Annotated in this window: 16 protein-coding genes and 1 pseudogene; 14 read left to right on the top strand and 3 right to left on the bottom strand. The window is 63.7% G+C overall.

The annotated features are described in order from the left end of the window. The first annotated feature begins 7 nt into the window (after positions 1-7). From tolR to ftsH, 7 genes are all read left to right on the top strand, one after another. The gene (tolR, locus tag LB535_RS21390; RefSeq protein WP_411969598.1) at positions 8-469 is read left to right on the top strand and encodes a protein TolR; all 462 of its coding nucleotides are present in this window, start codon (positions 8-10) and stop codon (positions 467-469) included. Between the two features lie 7 nt (positions 470-476). Beyond that, a complete protein-coding gene (locus tag LB535_RS21395) occupies positions 477-1,631 on the top strand; it encodes an energy transducer TonB (RefSeq protein WP_224633593.1) in 1,155 nt (384 codons plus the stop codon). Between the two features lie 68 nt (positions 1,632-1,699). Then, the gene (gene tolB / locus LB535_RS21400) at positions 1,700-2,992 is read left to right on the top strand and encodes a Tol-Pal system beta propeller repeat protein TolB (protein ID WP_224528395.1); all 1,293 of its coding nucleotides are present in this window, start codon (positions 1,700-1,702) and stop codon (positions 2,990-2,992) included. Positions 2,993-3,261: 269 nt separating this feature from the next. After that, complete coding sequence (pal, locus tag LB535_RS21405) at positions 3,262-3,768, top strand: peptidoglycan-associated lipoprotein Pal (protein WP_095767281.1); 507 nt, start codon at positions 3,262-3,264, stop codon at positions 3,766-3,768. 233 nt (positions 3,769-4,001) lie between these two features. Next, positions 4,002-5,156, top strand: a complete 1,155-nt coding sequence (gene ybgF / locus LB535_RS21410) for a tol-pal system protein YbgF (RefSeq protein WP_224633594.1) — start codon at positions 4,002-4,004, stop codon at positions 5,154-5,156. Next, on the top strand, positions 5,150-6,508 hold the full coding sequence (tilS, locus tag LB535_RS21415; RefSeq protein ID WP_224633595.1) for a tRNA lysidine(34) synthetase TilS: 1,359 nt from the start codon (positions 5,150-5,152) through the stop codon (positions 6,506-6,508). The genes ybgF and tilS overlap by 7 nt, the downstream gene beginning before the upstream one ends. Before the next feature lie 122 nt (positions 6,509-6,630). After that, positions 6,631-8,565, top strand: a complete 1,935-nt coding sequence (gene ftsH / locus LB535_RS21420; protein ID WP_095767284.1) for an ATP-dependent zinc metalloprotease FtsH — start codon at positions 6,631-6,633, stop codon at positions 8,563-8,565. A gap of 196 nt (positions 8,566-8,761) precedes the next feature. On the opposite strand, the gene LB535_RS21425 is transcribed toward ftsH, so the two are convergent. Then, complete coding sequence (locus tag LB535_RS21425) at positions 8,762-9,220, bottom strand: hypothetical protein (protein WP_224528015.1); 459 nt, start codon at positions 9,218-9,220, stop codon at positions 8,762-8,764. 240 nt (positions 9,221-9,460) lie between these two features. Then, positions 9,461-10,327 (bottom strand): hypothetical protein, encoded by an 867-nt coding sequence (locus LB535_RS21430; protein ID WP_224633596.1) that lies wholly within the window; start codon positions 10,325-10,327, stop codon positions 9,461-9,463. Between the two features lie 361 nt (positions 10,328-10,688). Here LB535_RS21430 and glmM point away from each other — a divergent pair, with 361 nt between their 5' ends. From glmM to serA, 5 genes are all read left to right on the top strand, one after another. Further along, positions 10,689-12,041: a phosphoglucosamine mutase gene (gene glmM, locus LB535_RS21435; protein ID WP_224633597.1), complete on the top strand. Its 1,353-nt coding sequence runs from the start codon at positions 10,689-10,691 to the stop codon at positions 12,039-12,041. 218 nt (positions 12,042-12,259) lie between these two features. Continuing rightward, positions 12,260-13,075 carry an outer membrane protein gene (locus LB535_RS21440; RefSeq protein WP_140841634.1) on the top strand — a complete coding sequence of 272 codons (816 nt, stop codon included), beginning with the start codon at positions 12,260-12,262 and terminating at the stop codon, positions 13,073-13,075. A gap of 202 nt (positions 13,076-13,277) precedes the next feature. Next, on the top strand, positions 13,278-14,042 hold the full coding sequence (locus tag LB535_RS21445; RefSeq protein ID WP_224633598.1) for an outer membrane protein: 765 nt from the start codon (positions 13,278-13,280) through the stop codon (positions 14,040-14,042). Between the two features lie 189 nt (positions 14,043-14,231). Beyond that, positions 14,232-15,407 (top strand): phosphoserine transaminase, encoded by a 1,176-nt coding sequence (locus LB535_RS21450; protein WP_224633599.1) that lies wholly within the window; start codon positions 14,232-14,234, stop codon positions 15,405-15,407. Positions 15,408-15,471: 64 nt separating this feature from the next. Next, positions 15,472-17,073: a phosphoglycerate dehydrogenase gene (serA, locus tag LB535_RS21455; protein ID WP_224633600.1), complete on the top strand. Its 1,602-nt coding sequence runs from the start codon at positions 15,472-15,474 to the stop codon at positions 17,071-17,073. A 94-nt stretch (positions 17,074-17,167) separates the two neighbouring features. On the opposite strand, the gene LB535_RS21460 is transcribed toward serA, so the two are convergent. Then, the gene (locus tag LB535_RS21460; RefSeq protein WP_224549297.1) at positions 17,168-18,067 is read right to left on the bottom strand and encodes a DMT family transporter; all 900 of its coding nucleotides are present in this window, start codon (positions 18,065-18,067) and stop codon (positions 17,168-17,170) included. Positions 18,068-18,388: 321 nt separating this feature from the next. On the opposite strand from LB535_RS21460, the gene LB535_RS21465 reads away from it, so the two are divergent. Both LB535_RS21465 and LB535_RS21470 read left to right on the top strand, forming a co-directional pair. After that, positions 18,389-19,687, top strand: a complete 1,299-nt coding sequence (locus tag LB535_RS21465; protein ID WP_224633601.1) for an adenylosuccinate synthase — start codon at positions 18,389-18,391, stop codon at positions 19,685-19,687. Between the two features lie 69 nt (positions 19,688-19,756). After that, positions 19,757-20,381: pseudogene (locus tag LB535_RS21470) on the top strand (hypothetical protein); the annotation flags it as partial.

Consider the following 20,381-nt stretch of genomic DNA (forward strand, 5'->3'; position numbering starts at 1 on the left):
ATCGATCATGGGGATGTCTGCTGCAGGCGCAAGTGGCTCGGGGCGAGGCGGACGCGGCCATAGGCGGCGCGGCCGTCACCATGCCCTGATGTCCGAAATCAACGTCACGCCGATGGTCGATGTGATGCTGGTGCTGTTGATCATCTTCATGGTCGCGGCGCCGCTGCTCACCGTCGGGGTTCCGATCGACCTGCCGGACACGCAGGCCAAGGCGATGAATGTCGACACGCAGCCGATCACCGTCTCGATCGATCCGACGGGTAAGATTTTCCTGCAGGAGACCGAGATCCCGATCGAGGAGCTGGTAGCCAAGCTGCAGGCGATCTCGAAGACCGGTTACGACGAACGCATTTTCATCCGCGGCGACAAGTCGACCGACTACGGCACGGCGATGAAGGTGATGGCCCGCATTTCGGCGGCCGGCTACAAGAATATCGGCCTGGTCTCGCTGCAGGAACAGGATCAGTAGACGCCAAATGCGGACCGGCCTCACCTCATCGGTGATCTTGCATACGGTGGCGCTGGCCTTCGGGCTGTTCACGCTGTCGTCGCCACCTGCCATGCCCGCGGCCGACGTGGAGTCGGTGGCGGTCGACATCGTGCCTATGGAAGCCGTGCCGCAGACGCTGCAGGGCGACAAGAAGTCGGTGATGCATGAAAAACCGGCGCCGCTGCCGACCAAGCGGCCGGACGTCGTGCCCAATGCACAGAAGGTCGGCGAGAACACCGTCGATACCGACAAGCCGGTGACGGACGAAGCCAAGCCGAAGCCGGTCGAGAAGACGGCGGCGCCGCCGCCCGCGCCGACGCCGACCGAGAAGCCTGCGGTCGAGGACGTGCCGAAGCCGCAGGAAAAGCCGAAGCCGACCCCGGCGACGGAAGTCGCGCCGACGCCGACGCCGAAGGAAGAGGTCAAGCCCGAGCCGGTCAAGCAGACGGAGCCCAAGCCGACGCCGGCCAAGCAGCCGACACCGACGCCGCCGAAGGACACGACCGCCGCTATCTCGAAGGACGAGGTCAAGCCCGACGCCGTCGCCGACGCGATCGCCCAGCAGCAACCCACCGACGAGGCCAAGCTTCCGGACTCCGCGCCTGCGCCGGAAGCGCGGCCGAAGCCGCAGCCGGCCCAGGCCGAAAGCGCCAAGGCGCCGGACCGCAAGGACGCCGACAAGCCGGTGAAGGAAGCATCTTCCAAGCCGAAGTCGGACGACAAGCAGTTCAATGCCGATGAGATTTCCGCCCTGCTGGACAAGCAGAAGCCGTCCGGCGGCGGCGCAAAGCGCTCGACGCAGCAGGCCTCGCTCGGCGGCGAAAAGGACCAGGGCCAGAAGCTGTCGAAGTCGGAGGAAGGGGCCTTGCGCGATCAGCTTGCGGGTTGCTGGACCTTCCCGGCGGGCATGGAGGCCTCGGACGATCTCATCGCCGTGATCTCGTTCAATCTCGACGCCTCCGGCAAGCTGGACGGCCGGCCTGTCGTCGAGAAATCGAGCGGAAACCGCCAGGTCGACGAAAGCGCGGTGCGCGCTATCCAGAAATGCAACATGGCCGGCCTGCAGGTTCCTCCCGGAAAACAGGACATCTGGGCGCAGATCAAGGTCACTTTCGATCCGAGGGAAATGCTTGGCCTCTGAGGCCTGCCCTCCGCACAATCAGCGAAGAGAAGCGAGAAGATATGAAATTCACCCTCAAGCCGCTCCTGATGGTCGCGACAATTGCACTGGGTTCTATCGTTGGCGCCGCCGCGCCGGCATGGGCTCTCGTCGAGATCAACGTCAACAAGGGCAATGTCGAACCGCTGCCGATCGCCATCACGGATTTTCAGTCGAATGATGCGCTGGGCGCGCAGATCACCGAGATCGTCACCGCCGACCTGAAACGCTCCGGCCTGTTCGCGCCGATCGACAAGAGCGCCTTCATCGAAAAGATTTCCGGCCCGGACGCCACACCGCGCTTCGACGACTGGAAGGTGATCAACGCGCAGGCGCTGGTCACCGGCAGCGTCGGCAAGGAAGCCGACGGCCGCATCCGCGCCCAGTACCGGTTGTGGGATACGTTTGCGGGCCAGCAGATGGCGGGCGAGCAGTTCTTCGCCAACGACGCCAACACCAGGCGCGTCGCCCATATCATCGCCGACGCCATCTATGAGCGGATCACCGGCGAAAAGGGCTATTTCGACACGCGCGTCGTCTTCGTCGACGAGTCCGGCGCCAAGAACGCCCGCAAGAAGCGGCTCGCCATCATGGACCAGGACGGCGCCAATATACGCTACCTGTCGGACGGCCGCGCGATCGTTCTGACGCCGCGTTTTTCGCCGAACCGGCAGGAAATCACCTACATGTCCTATGAAAGCGGGCAGCCGAAGGTCTATCTGCTGCAGATCGAGACCGGACAGCGCGAGCTGGTGGGCAACTTCCCCGGCATGACGTTCGCGCCGCGCTTCTCGCCCGACGGCCAGAAGGTCATCATGAGCCTGCTGCGCGACGACGGCAACTCCAACATTTTCGCCATGGATCTGAGGAGCCGCTCGACGACGCGGCTCACCGATTCGACCGCGATCGACACTTCTCCCTCCTATTCGCCGGACGGCTCGCAGATCGTCTTCACCTCCGACCGCGGCGGCGGCAGCGGCCGTTCGCAGATCTATGTCATGGGCGCGGACGGCTCCAATCCGCACCGCATATCCTTCGGCGACGGCGTCTATTCGACGCCCGTCTGGTCGCCGCGCGGCGATCTCATCGCTTTCACCAAGCAGAGCGGCGGCGAGTTCCAGATCGGCGTCATGAAGACCGACGGCTCGGGCGAGCGCATCCTGTCCTCCGGCTTCCAGCAGGAGGGTCCGACCTGGGCGCCGAACGGCCGCGTGCTGATGTTCTTCCGCGACTCCGCCGGCGGCCCCAAGCTGGTCTCGGTCGATCTCACCGGCCGCAACGAGCAGCAGATTCCGACGGCGAACTATGCTTCGGACCCGGCTTGGTCGCCGTTGCTTGAGTGAGGGGCGGGGAACCGGGGAATTGAAGAATTGAAGAATTGAAGAAGTGAAGAAAGCGGGCGGCTCAAAATCCTGCTTTCCCCCTTGGTCGCGTTTTGGCCGCATTTCTGCCTAGGGTCCGCGCGCAGTCTTGCCCCGGTAAATGCGTCGGACGAGAAGAGCCGCGGGGGCAGCTCGAAACCAAAAATTAACCGTGTTTCTTGAATGCCGGTTAACCCAAACGTGGTTACTGGGTGATCAACGAAATCACTCATATGCGAAGGAGAGGCGGCATGGGCCGTATCGCAGCACTTACCAGAAACCCAGCGATGATCGCTCTCGTGATGGCGCTCGCCATTACCGGTTGCGCCTCGAAGAAAACCCCGAACAGCGCGGCCGATCTCGGCCTCAATGGTGCCGGCGCCGCCACGCCCGGTTCGGCGCAGGACTTCACCGTCAACATCGGCGACCGCATCTTCTTCGACACCGATTCCTCGTCGATCCGCGCCGACGCGCAGACCACGCTGGCCCGCCAGGCGCAGTGGCTGAACCAGTACCGCCAGTATGCGATCGTCATCGAAGGCCATGCCGACGAGCGCGGCACGCGTGAGTACAATCTGGCACTGGGCGCCCGCCGCGCCGCCGCCACCCGCGACTTCCTTGTCTCCAAGGGCGTCTCCGCCGGCCGCCTGAAGACGATCTCTTACGGCAAGGAGCGTCCGGTCGCGGTCTGCGACGACATCTCCTGCTGGTCGCAGAACCGCCGCGCCGTCACCACGCTTTCCGGCGCCGGCTCCTGACGCATGGTACCGAAGATCGGGGTCGATTTTCGGTAACGGCGCTCGGCGTCCCAGGCGACAAAAATACAACATCCAAAAAATGAAAGGCGGCCTCAGGGCCGCCTTTTTCCTTTGCAAGAAACCGAAACAAAATTTGGCCGAAGTCTCGCGTCCTGCTATGAGCGCGAGGGCGCTTCCTCCCCTTGTTTGATTTGGAAAGGCGCATCAGGCCAACACCCACCGCGAGAGACAGAATGCACTTCAGAACGGTCCTGAGCGGCACGCTTGCGCTGCTGCTCGTATCAAGCCTCCCAAGCCTTGCAGCGCCGGCCGACAGTGCCGGGCCGGCCGCCGACAGCGGGTTCACCTTCCACCTGCCCACGCTCGGCATCTTCGGCGACAAGAAGAAGCCGGAACAGGCGCAGGTCGCGCAACAGGAGGGCGGCGCCGGCGTGACGGGTCTGGAAGACCAACTGCGCCAGCTGAACGGCAAGATCGAGGAGATGAATTTCCAGATCCTGCAGATGCAGGAACAGATCCGCAAGCAGCAGGAAGACAATGAGTTCCGTTTCCAGCAGCTGGAGGGCCAAGGAGGCGCCAAGCCGGCCGGGCAGAAGAAATCGGAAGCCGCGCCCCAGGACAACAATAACGGCAACACCAATCTCGGCGATGCCGGCACCGGTCAATCCGGCACCGGCGACGCCGGAGCCGACAATAGCGTCGCCCAGGCCCCGGCGACGCAGGCGCCGGCCGGCACCGGCGCGCAAAACGGCGGCAAAAGCGTTGGCGACGTCATCGTGGAATCGCAGACCGGCGATCCCGGCAAGCTGATCACCGGCGCGCCGCCGAAGAATTTCGGCACCATCACCGTCGACAAGAACGGCAACGTGGTCAATGCCGAGACCGGCCCGCAGGCCAGCGCGCCGGCGGAGGCTCCCGCGGCCACGGCAAGCGCTCCTTCCGCCGAAACGCCGGCCAAGAAGAGCAAGTCCGGCGGCACCGAAATGGCGGCCCTGCCGTCGACCAACGATCCCGACGAGCTCTATCGCAATTCCTACCAATTCATCCTGTCGGGCGATTATCCGACCGCCGAGCAGGGTTTTCGCGACCATATTTCCCGCTTCCCCAAGGACGCCAAGGCGGCTGATGCGCATTACTGGCTGGGCGAGTCGCTGCTCGGGCAGCAGAAATACCGTGACGCGGCCGAAGTCTTCCTCGCCGCCAGCAAGGACTATCCGAAGGCCAAAAAGGCGCCCGACATGCTGCTCAAGCTTGGCGTTTCGCTGGTCGGCCTGAAGCAGAACGATGTGGCCTGCGCCACCTTCAGCGAAATCGGCAAGCGCTATCCCGATGTTTCCGGCGCTCTCAAGGAACGCATCAAGCAGGAAAGGGCCCTGGCGTCGTGCTGACGCCCGACAGCAAACCTGACCTTTTGGACTGCCTTTTCTCCGACCTGGATCTTTCGACCGGCGCCATTGCTGCCGTGTCCGGCGGCAGCGACTCGACCGCCCTTCTCCTTCTCCTCAAAGATCACCTCGACCGGACGGCATCGGCCGCCAGGCTGCTCGCGGTGACCATCGATCATGGCCTGAGGCCCGACTCGGCCACTGAGGCGCGGCTCGTTCAACGCTTCTGCGCCGAGCGCGGCATCGCGCATCGCATTCTTGCCTGGCGCGGCGACAAGCCCGCGACCGGTCTGGCGGCCGCCGCGCGCGAGGCGCGCTACCGGCTGCTTGCCGAAGCTGCCGGCGCCGAAGGCATCAAGCTGATCCTGACCGGCCACACCGCCGACGACCAGGCCGAGACGGTGCTGATGCGGCAGGCGCGCGACGATGAGGGCCGGGGCCTCGCCGGCATGGCGCCCGCCACGCTGTTCGACTGGCGGACATGGATCGTCCGGCCGCTACTTGGCACAAGGCGCGCGGCACTGCGCGAGATGCTGCGGGCTCGCGACATCGGCTGGATCGAGGATCCGACCAATGCCGATGCCCGTTTCGAGCGGCCGCGCGTGCGGGCGAAGCTCGCTCAGGGCGACGGCGAACAGCGTGTCGCGCAGGCGCTGGCACGGGCGGGCCAGGCGGCTCTCGAGCGCCGGGAAATCGGCCGCCGCGCCACCATGCTCATCGACGCCTTTGCCGCCAGGCCGGTTCCGGGCCTCATCCGCCTCGATCGCAAGTTTGCCGGACATGAGGATGGCCAAGCCGCCATCCATGCGCTGCGTATCCTGTTGGCCACCATCGGCGGCGTCTCGTTTCTCGCCGACGAGACGCGCTGCGCTGCGCTGCTTTCGCGCCTGCGGTCCGCTCCGTTTCGCGCCACATTGTCGCGGACGGTTATCGACGCGCGACGAACCGGCATTTTCCTTCGCCGCGAGAACCGCGGCCTGCCTGCCGCCGCGCCACCGCAGCACAACCGGCTCTGGGACAATCGGCGGCGCATCACTTTGAAAGACAGGCCTGGCGACTTGGTGATCGCGCCGCTGGGGGCGGCCGCCGCCGGGAAAGCGCCCTTGAGTGAGGATATCCCGCCGAGCTTTTCGCGCGCCGCGCTTGCCGCGGAGCCCGCGCTGTGGTTCGCCGGCGAATGCCTTGGTCTTGCGGGCGGCAATGCCGGCTCACGATCGGTCTCGATCGCTCCGGCGGTGGCTCCTTTCGCGCGCTTCCTGCCGTCATTCGACATCGAGCCCGCCGCCGCCGCGGCGGCCTTGGTCGGCGCGCCGCCGTTGCCGGCACTGCCATTCCGCCGCCATGATGGTGGTTGAGGGTGGGCGAAAGCTTAACCGATACGTGCTGTTCTGCTTGGCAAGGGGGGGCGCTCTCCCTATGTTAGGCCCAAGCTAATCCATTATCGCGGGTCCGCGCGCGGACGCCAACGGGACAATAGATGAATCCGAATTATCGCAACCTCGCGCTCTGGGCGATCATAGCGGTCCTGCTCATAGCCCTGTTCAATCTTTTCCAGACGCCGCAGACGCGCGGCGCCACCACGGATATCGCCTATTCGCAGTTCCTGCAGGACGTCGCGTCGGGCCGGGTCAAAAGCGTGACCATCGCCGGCGCCCGCATCTTCGGCAACTACACGGACAACGCCAACGGCTTTCAGACCTATTCGCCCGGCGACCCGTCGCTGGTCTCCAGGCTGCAGGACAAAAACGTCACCATCACCGCCAAGCCCGAGACCGACGGCTCCAATTCGCTGTTCGGCTATCTGATCTCGTGGTTGCCGATGATCCTGATCCTCGGCGTGTGGATATTCTTCATGCGCCAGATGCAATCGGGCTCCGGCCGCGCCATGGGCTTCGGCAAGTCGAAGGCCAAGCTTTTGACCGAGGCGCACGGCCGCGTCACCTTCCAGGACGTCGCCGGCGTCGACGAGGCCAAGGAGGATCTCGAAGAGATCGTCGAGTTCCTGCGCGATCCGCAGAAGTTCCAGCGCCTCGGCGGCAAGATCCCGCGCGGCGTGCTCCTGGTCGGCCCGCCCGGCACCGGCAAGACGCTGCTCGCCCGCTCGGTTGCCGGTGAGGCCAACGTGCCGTTCTTCACCATTTCCGGCTCGGACTTCGTCGAGATGTTCGTCGGCGTCGGCGCAAGCCGCGTGCGCGACATGTTCGACCAGGCCAAGAAGAACGCGCCCTGCATCATCTTCATCGACGAAATCGACGCGGTCGGCCGCCATCGCGGCGCCGGGCTCGGCGGCGGCAATGACGAACGCGAGCAGACGCTAAACCAGCTGCTGGTCGAGATGGACGGTTTCGAGTCCAACGAGAGCATCATCCTCATCGCCGCCACCAACCGGCCCGACGTGCTCGACCCGGCGCTGCTGAGGCCCGGCCGTTTCGACCGCCAGGTCGTGGTGCCGAACCCCGACATCGTCGGCCGCGAGAAGATCCTCAAGGTGCATGTGCGCAACGTGCCGCTGGCGCCCAATGTCGACCTCAAGGTGGTTGCGCGCGGCACCCCGGGCTTTTCCGGCGCCGATCTGATGAACCTCGTCAACGAATCCGCGCTGATGGCGGCGCGCCGCAACAAGCGGCTCGTCACCATGGCCGAGTTCGAGGACGCCAAGGACAAGATCATGATGGGCGCCGAGCGCCGCTCGTCGGCGATGACGCAGGCCGAGAAGGAGCTGACCGCCTATCACGAGGCCGGGCACGCGATCCTGGCGCTCAACGTGCCGTCGGCCGATCCGCTGCACAAGGCAACCATCATCCCGCGCGGCCGCGCGCTCGGCATGGTCATGCAGTTGCCGGAAGGCGACCGCTATTCGATGAGCTACAAGTACATGATCTCGCGGCTTGCGATCATGATGGGCGGCCGCGTCGCCGAAGAGTTCAAGTTCGGCAAGGAGAACATCACGTCGGGCGCCTCCTCCGATATCGAGCAGGCGACCAAGCTGGCGCGCGCCATGGTCACGCGCTGGGGCTTCTCCGACAAGCTCGGCCACGTCGCCTATGGCGACAACCAGGAAGAGGTCTTCCTCGGCCATTCGGTGGCGCGCACCCAGAACATCTCGGAAGAGACGGCGCAGATCATCGACGCCGAGGTGCGGCGCCTGATCGACGACGCCTATTCGACCGCCAAGACCATCCTGACCAAGAAGAAGAAGGAGTGGATCGCGCTCGCCGAAGGACTGCTCGAATACGAGACGCTGTCCGGCGACGAGATCAAGCAGCTGATCGCGGGCAACAAGCCCGCCCGCGACCTTGGCGACGACACCCCGCCCAGCCGCGGCTCGGCCGTGCCGAAGGCCGGCACCGGCGGCCGCCGCAAGAAGGGCCCCGAGCCCGAAGGCGGCATGGAGCCGCAGCCGTCAAGCTGAGGTGGTGCGCGAAAGACTGATCGAGAAACGCCGCGGCTTGCTCCGCGGCGTTTTTGTTTGCATTGGAGACGAGGCAAGGCTTCCCTCGTCCTGGCGCGTAGATATCGCCCAACAGCAGATCCCAGATACTCCCGAGGATGATGGCTCAACGTCTGCGGGAAAAACGGTGAACCGCTTTATCCCCCGTATTTGATTTTTATGATTCAGCTTTCAGCCGCGCATTGCAGAGGCTGTAGTAACCGCCGCCTTTCTGGATCCAGCGAAGGCCGTTCAACGTACCCGCTTCCTTGTTGTTGTGGTAACCCTGCAGGCAGGTCTTCATCCGGGCCTTAGCGGGCTTTTCGGTCTTGAACTCGGCGGCGAGGGTGGTTGGGAATGTCACGCCCGCCGGCGCTACCGTGGGGACGACCGCCGCGCTGGTTTCCGTTTTCTGCTGCTCCGCGGATGTGACCGGATCCGCGCTGACGCTCTCCGCGGCGGACGTCGCGCATTTCTCCTTGCGGAAAGCGGCCCAGTCCATGCCGTTCAGAGTGCCGCCTTCCTTGGCCGCCCGATAGGTCTCGCTGCATTCCTTCATCGTCAGCGCGCTCGCAGGTGAGGCGTTCCAAGCGACCAATGCCGTCACAGCCAACGCCGCCAATTTCAAACTGAACATTGAGACCCTCCTGATTGATGATAAGTTGGACAGCTTTTGTATACTGTTTGTTCCCTATATGTTCAACCGGAATCTTTGCGAGCTCCCGACAAAACCTGGCGATGGGCAGTGTGGGCAAATCGACGATGCCGACAGTCCCGCCATATGCAGATGCGAGCAAGGCTGCGGGCGTCTTCGCCTGCAACAAAAGGCCCGCGCATCTTGCGACGCGCGGGCCTTTCCCTTCGAATAATTAGGCGATCAGCTCTTCAGCTTGGCGTTGCAGAGGCTGTAGAAGCCGCCGCCTTTCTGGATCCACTTCAGGCCGTTCAGCGTGTTGGCATCCTTGTTGGCATAGTACTGCTCGAGGCAGGTATGCATGCGGCCCTTGGCCGGGGTCTCGTTGGCGAATTTCGGCGAGATGGCGGCCGGGAAAGTGACGCCCTTCGGGGCGGTCACAGTCGGCTTGGCCGGTTCCTTCGTGAAAGTCGCCTCAGTCGGCGCAGGCACGGTGTCGTCATCGTCGGCACCTGCGCCGCATTCGGCCTTGCGGAAGTCGTTCCACTTCATGCCGTTCAGCTTGTTGGCGGTCTTCGCAGCCTGGTACTTGGTGCTGCACTCGGCCATGGTCAGGCCCTTGCCGCCATCGGCAGCGGCGGTCGAGGTCTTGGTCGTCGTGGCGGTTTTGGTGGCGGGGGCGGTGGCAGCCGCGGTGGTTGCGCCAGGACCGCACTCGGCCTTGCGGAAGTCGTTCCACTTCATGCCGTTGAGCGTGCCGGCGGATTTTGCAGCCTGGTATTTCGTGCTGCATTCCTTGGAGCTCAGGCCCTTGGCCGCGTCGTCGGCAGCGGCGGCCGCCTTCGTCTTCTTGGCGGGCTTGGTGTCGGTGGCCTTCGTATCGGTCGCCGCCTTGGTATCGGTCGCGGCCTTGGTGTCGGTCGCGGTGGCGTCGCTGCCGCACTGGGCCTTGCGGAACTGGTTCCAGGTTTGGCCGGCGAGCGTTCCCGCATCCTTGGCCGCGTTATACTTGGTGCTGCACTCGGCCATGGTCAGCGCGTTGGCCGGCGCCGCCAGGAACAAGGTTGCGACGGCGATACCCGTCAAAGCTGCAAGTCTATGAATAAGCATGGCGTTTTCTCCCTTGCTGCCGCCAATAAGTGTCCCTATGCCAAATCAATAGCTCTCAATGTCCGGTTGCGCCAGATGCTTCCGGCACAGGCGCTCTCACAAAGTGTGTTATTCGCGATAAGGTGATGAATTGCCTGCCGGTTCGCCGCCAGCCAGGGTTTGCGGGGCACCGAAGAGCCTCGCACCGGCAGGTATAGCGCTGCCACGTCAAAGGTGGTGACAGGCTGTCGAATCGCTTGCATCGCCCGCTACAATGTTTTTCTAAGAATTGGTAATATACAATCACGAAATTTGATGATCGGATGCGGCCCAATTTGTGGCAAAACGGGCGGCTGAAAAACCGACGGGGACTTTGAGACACATGGCAGGTCAGTATTTCGGCACCGACGGTATCCGCGGACGCGCCAACAAATTTCCGATGACGGCCGAGGTCGCCATGCGGGTCGGCATGGCCGCCGGGCTCTCCTTTCAGCGCGGCAATCATCGTCATCGCGTCGTGCTCGGCAAGGACACGCGGCTTTCCGGCTACATGATCGAGAACGCCATGGTGGCGGGCCTGTGCGCCGCCGGGATGGACGTGTTCCTGCTCGGCCCCATACCGACGCCCGCCGTCGCCATGCTGGTGCGCTCCCTGCGCGCCGACATCGGCGTGATGATCTCGGCCTCGCACAATCCTTACTACGACAACGGCATCAAGCTGTTCGGTCCCGACGGCTACAAGCTTTCCGACGAGATCGAGGAACGTATCGAAGGCATGCTCGACAAGGATATCGAGCTGGCGCTCGCCGATTCCGACGGGCTCGGCCGGGCCAAGCGCGTAGACGGCGTGCATGACCGCTATATCGAATTCGCCAAGCGCACGCTGCCGCGCTCAATGTCGCTTTCGGGCCTGAGGATCGTCGTCGATTGCGCCAACGGCGCCGCCTATAAGGTGGCGCCCGAGGCGTTGTGGGAGCTCGGCGCCGAGGTGGTGGCGATCAATGTCGAGCCGAACGGCTTCAACATCAACAAGGAGTGCGGCTCGACCCATCCGGCCGGCCTGCAGAAGAAGGTGCACGAGGTGCGCGCCGATATCGGCATCGCGCTCGACGGCGACGCCGACCGGGTGGTGATCGTCGACGAGAACGGCACCATCGTCGACGGCGACCAGATCATGGCCCTGATCGCGGAGTCCTGGCACCAGAGCGGTCGGCTGGCCGGCGGCGGCGTCGTCTCCACCGTGATGTCCAATCTCGGCCTGGAACGCTTTCTTGGCGACATGAAGCTGCAGCTGCACCGCACCAAGGTCGGCGACCGCTATGTGGTCGAGCACATGCGCGCGCATGGCTTGAATGTCGGCGGCGAGCAGTCCGGCCATATCGTGCTGTCCGATTTCTCGACCACCGGCGACGGCCTGGTCTCGGCGCTGCAGGTGCTGGCCTGCATCAAGCGGCAGAACCGGCCGGTCAGCGAATTGTCGAAGAAGTTCGAGCCGGTGCCGCAGCTTCTGAAGAATGTCCGCATCTCCGGCGGCAAGCCGCTGGAGGAAGCTCCGGTCAAGGCGGCCATCGAGGATGCGCGCAACCGGCTTGGCAAAGCCGGCCGCCTGGTGATCCGTCCCTCCGGCACCGAGCCGCTCATCCGGGTCATGGCCGAGGGCGATGATCCGCAGCTGGTCGAAGCGGTCGTCAACGACATCGTCGGCATCCTGCAGGACACCCGCAGCGCCGCCTGAACGCCGTCCCGCAGTTCCTCTAAATCCGCAAGCCCGCCGCCAGGCGGGCTTTTTGTCGCCGGGCGGGCCGATCGGACAACGGTGTTCGCTCTAAAATTGTATAGATTCGTGGTTAATCGGTACGGTTAAACGGCTTTTAACCTTTGCAATTCATTATCCAAACCCGAGGTCAATCATCTTCGGGCGATGTCGTCCCGAGGCTTCTTAGGGGTGACAGAATGTTCAAGACAGCAAGAATGGCATTGCTTGCCGCGCTGTTCGCGGGGATAGCCGGACCGGCTCTCGCCGCCGATCTCGCGGAACCGCAAATCGAAGAAGCTCCACCGCCGGTAGTCGAACCGCAGCCGATTGATGTCGGCGGCTGGTATATCCGTGGCGACATCGACTATCACAAGTCGACTTTGCGTGGCATCGACTACATTACGTACGGACCGCCGCCCGGCACCAACGATTTCGATTTCGGCAAGCTAAAGGGTGGCTTCTCGCTAGGCGGCGGTGTCGGCTACAAAGTCAACGACTACTTCCGTACCGATCTGACTGCCGACTATTGGTTCAAATCGAACTTCAACGGCCAGACCTCGGACCTCACCACGACATCAACCGAAGTGTCGAGGATGAGCGCCCTGCTGCTGCTCGCCAACGCCTATGTGGATATCGGCACCTGGCACGGCATCACGCCTTACGTCGGCGCCGGCATCGGCGGCGCGCACATCAAGTGGGACACGGTCCACGATCCGAACACCACCGAGACCAATCCGGGGTCATCCAACTGGCGCTTCGCCTACGCTCTCATGGCGGGCGCTTCTTACTGCCTGACCGACAGGGTGATCCTCGATGCAGGCTATCGCTTCACCCACATCCAGGGCGGCCGCATGTTCGAGTTCGATTCGACCAGCTCCGGGCCGGGGTTCGATCATGGCATAAACACGCATGAAGTGCGCGGCGGCCTGCGCTACCAGTTCGGCGGCAACAATGGCTGCGCGGCACCAGTGGTCGCCTATCAGCCGGAACCGGAACCGATCTACACCAAGTAATCGCCTTCATTATCCCAAAATTCGTCAGCCGCCCGGCGCCAGCCGGGCGGCTTTCGTTTATGCGTCGTCGATAAATATTGATCGAAATCAATTCGGTAACCGGCCGTTATCCTTAACCGCCACTTAACCACTATGGTTAACAATGGCTCCTTGAAACGGCGCCCGCGTTCGCGGCTGGCGCCAATTTCAGGAGCCGGGGACCATGATATCAAGATCGCGTATCGCGTCAGCGCTTGCCGCAATCATCCTGTTGCCGATGACGCCGGCGCTTGCGGCCGATTACGATCCGCCGATCTATGTCGATCAGGCGCCGGACTACCAGCCGGTCGAGATCGGCTCGGGCTGGTACCTGCGCGGCGATGTCTCATATCTGGCGAACAAGAGCTTCGAAAGCCAAGATTTCGCCTTCACGCCGGCGAGCTTCAAGAATGACGAAACCCCCGTCTTCGGCAGCATCGGTTTCGGCTACCATTTCAATGACTATCTGCGTGCCGATCTCAACCTCGGCTATCTGCCCGGCAACAGCGTCAGGATCGGTTTTGATGATTCCGCGACCGCGGCGGAGCCGACGGTGGCGTCGGGAAGCCTGAAGAACTATGCCTTCACCGGCCTGCTCAACGGCTATTTCGATCTTGGCACTTATGTCGGGGTCACGCCCTATGTCGGCGCCGGCATCGGCTTCATCCGAACCAAGAGTAAGCTTTCGGCGTTCTATTCAACCGACAATGGTGATAACACGGACGACTTCGTCCTGAAGGACAACAAAACCAAGTATGCTCTTGCCTATACGCTGAATGCAGGCCTTGCCTATCAGGTGAGCCAGAATGTTATGGTCGATCTCGGCTACCAGTATTTCTCGGCGCCCGATGCGGAATATGTGACGGCCGAAAGCCTGACCTCCTATCCGACCCACAAGGGCATCAGCAATCACCAGATCAAGCTCGGCCTGCGCTACGATCTCTGGTAGGCGAAGCAGACAGCCGAAGCCGATGGCGGATCGCGGGAGATCCGCCATTTCCGTTTTTACGGCGTTCTGACGCCAGTATCCCGTCCGCGACAAAAACTTTGCTCTTGACGCCGAAGCTCTGAGCGCATATCGCCGTCCGTGGGCCACCCCTCCCCAACGAGGGGCCACTATCTGGAAGGATAGACCACGATGACGACGCTTACCAAGCCCGGACTCCGTCCGGCAAACCCCAATTTCTCTTCAGGTCCCTGCGCAAAACGCCCCGGCTGGTCGGTCGAGGCGCTGAAAGCCGCCGCGCTCGGGCGCTCGCACCGCGCCAAGATCGGCAAGGCGAAGCTCGAGCAGGCTATCGAGCTAACGCGCGAAATCCTCAAGGTTCCCACAGATTATCGCATCGGCATCGTGCCGGCGTCGGACACCGGCGCGGTCGAGATGGCGCTCTGGTCGCTGCTAGGCGAGCGCGGCGTCGACATGGTCGCCTGGGAGAGCTTCGGCTCGGGCTGGGTGACCGATGTCGTCAAGCAGCTCAAGCTCGCCGATGTTCGCAAGTTCGAGGCCGGCTACGGCGAGCTGCCCGATCTGGCGCAGGTCGACTTCGACCGCGACGTGGTCTTCACCTGGAACGGCACGACCTCGGGCGTGCGCGTGCCGAACGGCGATTTCATTCCCGCGAGCCGCAAGGGCCTGACCATTTGCGACGCGACATCGGCCGCCTTCGCGCAAAGGCTCGATTTCGAGAAGCTCGATGTCGTCACCTTCTCCTGGCAGAAGGTGCTGGGCGGCGAGGGCGCGCATGGCATGCTGATCCTGTCGCCCCGCGCCGTCGAGCGGCTGGAGACCTACAAGCCGGCCTGGCCGCTGCCGAAAATCTTCCGCCTGACCTCGGGCGGCAAGCTGATCGAGGGCATCTTCAAGGGCGAGACCATCAACACGCCGTCGATGCTGTGCGTGGAGGATTATCTCGATGCGCTCCGCTGGGCGAAGTCGATCGGCGGCCTGGAAGCGTTGATCGCCCGCGCGGACGCGAATGCCGCGGTGCTCGACCGGTTCGCTGAGAAGTCGACGTGGCTCGGCCACCTCGCCGTCGATCCGGCGACGCGCTCGAACACGTCAGTGTGCCTCTCCTTCACCGACGCGCAAGTGGCGGCGCTCGATGCCGACGGCCAGGCGGCCTTCGCCAAGGGGATCGTGTCCGCGCTCGACAAGGAAGGCGTCGCCTACGACATCGGCTCCTACCGCGATGCCCCGCCCGGCCTGCGCATCTGGTGCGGCGCCACCGTCGAGACCGCCGATCTCGAAGCGTTGCTGCCCTGGCTCGACTGGGCCTTCGCCACGCAGAAGGCGTCGCTCAAGGCAGCGGCCTGAGTTTCATGGCGGCCCGCGGGCCGCCAGTTCCCGACACATCCATTCCCACGTCAAGGAGGCCGCAATGGCGCCCCGCGTTCTCGTTTCGGACAAACTTTCCACCACCGCCGTGCAGATCTTCAAGGATCGCGGCATCGACGTCGACTATTTGCCCGATCTCGGCAAGGACAAGGAAAAGCTCGCCGAGGTGATCGGCCAGTATGACGGCCTCGCCATCCGCTCGGCGACCAAGGTCACCGAGAAGCTGATCAATGCGGCAACCAGGCTCAAGGTCGTCGGCCGCGCCGGTATCGGCGTCGACAATGTCGATATCCCGGCCGCCAGCCGCAAGGGCATTATCGTGATGAACACGCCCTTCGGCAATTCGATCACCACGGCCGAGCATGCGGTGGCGATGATCTTCGCGCTGGCGCGGCAGATACCGGAAGCCAATGCCTCGACCCATTCCGGCAAGTGGGAAAAGAACCGCTTCATGGGTGTCGAGATCACCAGCAAGACGCTGGGCGTGATCGGCTGCGGCAATATCGGCTCGATCGTCGCTACGCGCGGCGTCGGGCTGAAGATGCATGTGATCGCTTTCGATCCGTTCCTGTCGGACAGCCGCGCCGAGGAGCTCGGCGTCCAGAAAGTCGAGCTCGACGAGCTCTTCGCTCGTGCCGACTTCATCACGCTGCACACGCCGCTGACCGACAAGACGCGCAACATCATCGATGCGGCTGCGATCGCCAAGATGAAGGACGGCGTGCGCATCATCAATTGCGCCCGCGGCGGATTGATCGTCGAGGCGGACCTAGTCGCGGCGCTGAAGAGCGGCAAGGTGGCGGGCGCCGGCATAGACGTGTTCGAGGTCGAGCCGGCCGAGAACAACCCGCTGTTCGGCATGGAGAATGTCGTGGCAACGCCGCATCTCGGCGCCTCGACCACCGAGGCGCAGGAGAATGTCGCGCTGCAGGTTGCAGAGCAGATGAGCGACTACCTGATCAAGGGCGCGGTCTCCAACGCCATCAACATGCCTTCGATCACAGCCGAGGAGGCGCCGCGGCTGAAACCCTTCGTCAAGCTTGCCGAAGTGCTCGGCGCCTTTGTCGGCCAGGTCACCGAGGATCCGATCAAGGAGGTCGAGATCCTGTTCGACGGCTCGACCGCGACGATGAACACGCGCGCGCTGGTGAGCGCTGCCCTTGCCGGCCTCATCCGGCCGCAGGTCTCTGACGTCAACATGGTGTCGGCGCCGATCATGGTGAAGGAGCGCGGCATCATCGTCGCCGAGGTCAAGCGCGACAAGTCGGGCGTGTTCGACGGCTATATCAAGCTCACCGTCAAGACCGAGCATATGACGCGCTCGATCGCCGGCACCTGCTTCTCCGACGGCAAGCCGCGCTTCATCCAGATCAAGGGCATCAATCTCGACGCCGAGGTCGGCCAGCACATGCTCTACACCACCAATGCCGACGCGCCCGGCATCGTCGGCCTGCTTGGTACCGTGTGCGGCGAGAACGGCGTCAACATCGCCAATTTCCAGCTCGGCCGCAACCGACCGGGCGGCGATGCGATCGCGCTGCTCTATCTCGATGCGCCTTTCCCGGAAAGAGTGTTGGAGCAGGTGCGCGCGCACAAGTCGATCGACTCGGCGAAGCGGCTGCGCTTCGACGTCGGCGGCGAGTAACATCCGGACGTGAAAACGCCCCGCTTGCACCAGCAGGCGGGGCATTCATGAGGTGGCTGTCACCCGATGGCCGCTTGCCGGGAAGTTGAGATATTCACCCCGTCTGCAGCGCTGCTCGGCTGCCGCTGTACTCGGCAAGCGCAATGCCGCCGAGGACAAGCGCCAGCGCGAAGGCCTGATAGGCCTGAAACTGCTCGCCGACGATCAGCACCGAAAGCAACGTGCCGAAGATCGGCACCAGATTGATGAACAGGCCGGCGCGGTTGGCGCCGATCAATTCGTTGCCCTTGATGTAGAGGACCTGCGAGACGACCGAAGCGCCAAGCGCCGTGTAGAGCGTGAGCGCCCAGCCACGGGCGTCCGGCACGATGACGCGGCCAGACGCGACCTCCCAGACGAAGAAGGGCAGGGAGACCAGCAGCGCGGCAATCGACAGCGCCAGCATGAAACTTTGCCAGCGGATTGCCGGCCTGAGGCGCAGTCCCACCGAATAGAGGCTGTAGCAAAGCACCGCCACAAGCATGATGGCGTCGCCGAAATTGAGCTCGAGCTTCAGCAACTGGCCGAGGTCGCCATGACTCGCCGTCAGCGCGACGCCGGCGATGGTGAGCACGACGCCGACGATCTGCAGAGGCTGCACGCGCAGCCTGAACAGCACGAAATTGGCAAGGATGATGACGATCGGGATGGCTGCCTGCTCGATCGAGACATTGATGGCGGTCGTGTAGTTGAGCGCGGTGTAGAAGATCACGTTGAAGATGGTGAAGCCGCAAGCGCCGAGCCCGGCAAGCAGCCTCCAGTGCCTGCGCACCTCGGGCCAATCCTCACGTAGCGTCCGCCAACCGATGGGCAGCAGGATCAGCACCGCCATCACCCAGCGCAGGAACACCAGCGTCATCGGCGAGACATGGCCGACGGCAAGCTTGCCCGCCACCGAATTGCCGCCCCACAAGAGCATGGTCGACAGAAGGAACAGATAGGCGGCTCGGTGCATGGAGGTTCCGGCCCTGCGGGTGCTCGAGGGTTCGACCCGGCCTAGAGTGGCGGCGGCGGCAAGTAAATGATGCGAAAGCCGGAATTTGTTGTGCCTGGACCAGGTTGACGTCTCGCCGTCGGCGTCATTTTGATCCAAGTCCTTGAGGGGCATGGTCACTTGCGGAAGCCGGTTCCCGCTTTTTGGGTTCGCCGACCTTCGGTTCGGGTCATGCTCCAACGATGGTTTCGACGGCAAAGAAAGGGTCGCGCCAGCCGTCGCTTGACGCTATAGAGGCCTGTCGTTTCAGGCCGCCCGCGCGGCATTTCAAGGGAAAAGAACATGGCCAATGTGGTGGTCGTCGGCTCGCAATGGGGTGACGAAGGCAAGGGCAAGATCGTCGACTGGCTGTCAGAACGGGCCGATGTGGTCGTGCGCTTCCAGGGCGGCCACAATGCCGGCCACACGCTGGTCGTCGACGGCAAGGTTTACAAGCTGTCGCTGCTGCCGTCCGGCGTGGTCAGGCAGGGCAAGCTTTCGATCATCGGCAACGGCGTGGTGTTCGATCCGCATGCCTTCGTCGCCGAAGCCAAGAAGCTCAAGGAGCAGGGCGTGGAGGTCACGCCGGAACGCCTGAAAATAGCCGAAAACACCGCGCTTATCCTGTCCCTGCACCGGGAGCTGGACGGATTGCGCGAAGACGCAGCCTCGAATTCAGGAACCAAGATTGGCACGACACGACGCGGCATCGGCCCCGCCTATGAGGACAAGGTGGGCCGGCGCGCGGTGCGGGTGATGGATTTAGCGGATCTGGAAACGCTGCCCTTGAAGGTCGACAGGCTGCTGACGCATCACAATGCGCTGCGCCGCGGGCTCGGTCATGCGGAAGCGACGCATGAGGCGATCATGCAGGAACTGACCTCGGTGGCCGCCGAGATCCTGCCTTACATGGACCGCGTCTGGAAGGTGCTCGACGACAGGCGCCGCGCCGGCGAACGCATCCTGTTCGAGGGCGCGCAGGGCACGCTGCTCGACATCGACCACGGCACCTATCCGTTCGTCACCTCGTCCAACACCGTGGCCGGGCAGGCCGCCGCCGGTTCGGGCGTAGGCCCCGGCGTCATCGGCTATGTGCTCGGCATCACCAAGGCCTATACGACGCGCGTCGGCGAAGGGCCGTTCCCGACCGAGCAGAAGAACGAGATCGGCGAGTTCCTCGGCACGCGCGGCCACGAGTTCGGCGTCGTCACCGGCCGCAAGCGCCGCTGCGGCTGGTTCGACGCCGTGCTGGTGCGCCAGGCCGTCGCTGTCAACGGCATCAAGGGCATCGCTCTCACCAAGCTCGACGTGCTCGACGGGCTCGACGAGATCAAGGTCTGCACGGGCTATCGCCTCGACGGCGAGACGATCGATTACCTGCCGGCCAGCCAGGGCGCGCAAGCGCGGGTCGAGCCCGTCTACGAGGCGCTCGAAGGCTGGAAGGGAACCACGGCCGGCGCCAGAAGCTGGAACGATTTGCCGGCGCAAGCCGTCAAATATGTCCGCCATATCGAGGAGCTGATCGGTGCCCCCGTGGCGTTGCTCTCCACCAGCCCCGAGCGGGACGACACAATACTTGTGACCGACCCGTTTCAAGACTAGTTTCACAGCCCTTCCCGGCGCTATGGCTGATTTGCGGCCGGCGGGAAAAGAATGCAGGTCACCTGACGCATGGCAGATTTCGTTAGTGTTCTGAAAAAGCAGCTCGACAAGAAGGTCGACCCTTCGTTCGAGATGCGCAAGCAGATATACGACGGCGCCCGCGCCGTGCTGGCGAAGAAACTGGCCGAGTATTCCCCGCCGCTTGCGCCCGATGTCGTCAGCAAGCAGAAGCGCTCGCTGGAAGACGCCATTTCCAGTGTCGAGCGCGAGTATGTCAAACGCGTTCCGGCCGAGGATCCGCTGGCGGAGCTGGAGCATATTTTCTCCTCCATCGACCGCAACAAGAACCAGCCGAGCCATTCCCGCCAGCCGGCGGCGCCTGAGCCCGCCAAGCCGGATCCGTTCAAGTCCGAGCCGTTCAGGCCGTCGCCCGCGCCCGCCAGGACCGAACCCAGCTGGCAAAGCGGGCCGAAGGCGGAACCCGCGCGGCAAACCCCTGCGAAGGACGAGCCAGCCTGGCAGAACACGGCAAGGACCGAGCCGAACTGGCAGACCGCGCCAAAGGCGGAACCAGCCTGGCAGAAGGCGCCGCCGCCGATGCCGTCGCCGCGCGAAGACGATGTAGGCCTGGCGGGCATGGACGATGCCGATGACGGCAGCGATGTCTTTGCCAATGACGAGCAGCCGGCGGCCG

The sequence above is a fragment of the Mesorhizobium sp. CA10 genome (assembly GCF_020165285.1).
GTDB lineage: Bacteria > Pseudomonadota > Alphaproteobacteria > Rhizobiales > Rhizobiaceae > Mesorhizobium.

Excerpts from the sequence above, each read along its gene's own strand:
- tolR (WP_411969598.1), top strand. The coding sequence starts at position 8 with ATGGGGATGTCTGCTGCAGGCGCAAGTGGCTCGGGGCGAGGCGGACGC.
- LB535_RS21395 (WP_224633593.1), top strand. The coding sequence starts at position 477 with ATGCGGACCGGCCTCACCTCATCGGTGATCTTGCATACGGTGGCGCTG.
- tolB (WP_224528395.1), top strand. The coding sequence starts at position 1,700 with ATGGTCGCGACAATTGCACTGGGTTCTATCGTTGGCGCCGCCGCGCCG.
- pal (WP_095767281.1), top strand. The coding sequence starts at position 3,262 with ATGGGCCGTATCGCAGCACTTACCAGAAACCCAGCGATGATCGCTCTC.
- ybgF (WP_224633594.1), top strand. The coding sequence starts at position 4,002 with ATGCACTTCAGAACGGTCCTGAGCGGCACGCTTGCGCTGCTGCTCGTA.
- ftsH (WP_095767284.1), top strand. The coding sequence starts at position 6,631 with ATGAATCCGAATTATCGCAACCTCGCGCTCTGGGCGATCATAGCGGTC.
- LB535_RS21425 (WP_224528015.1), bottom strand. The coding sequence starts at position 9,220 with ATGTTCAGTTTGAAATTGGCGGCGTTGGCTGTGACGGCATTGGTCGCT.
- LB535_RS21430 (WP_224633596.1), bottom strand. The coding sequence starts at position 10,327 with ATGCTTATTCATAGACTTGCAGCTTTGACGGGTATCGCCGTCGCAACC.
- glmM (WP_224633597.1), top strand. The coding sequence starts at position 10,689 with ATGGCAGGTCAGTATTTCGGCACCGACGGTATCCGCGGACGCGCCAAC.
- LB535_RS21440 (WP_140841634.1), top strand. The coding sequence starts at position 12,260 with ATGTTCAAGACAGCAAGAATGGCATTGCTTGCCGCGCTGTTCGCGGGG.
- LB535_RS21445 (WP_224633598.1), top strand. The coding sequence starts at position 13,278 with ATGATATCAAGATCGCGTATCGCGTCAGCGCTTGCCGCAATCATCCTG.
- LB535_RS21450 (WP_224633599.1), top strand. The coding sequence starts at position 14,232 with ATGACGACGCTTACCAAGCCCGGACTCCGTCCGGCAAACCCCAATTTC.
- serA (WP_224633600.1), top strand. The coding sequence starts at position 15,472 with ATGGCGCCCCGCGTTCTCGTTTCGGACAAACTTTCCACCACCGCCGTG.
- LB535_RS21460 (WP_224549297.1), bottom strand. The coding sequence starts at position 18,067 with ATGCACCGAGCCGCCTATCTGTTCCTTCTGTCGACCATGCTCTTGTGG.
- LB535_RS21465 (WP_224633601.1), top strand. The coding sequence starts at position 18,389 with ATGGCCAATGTGGTGGTCGTCGGCTCGCAATGGGGTGACGAAGGCAAG.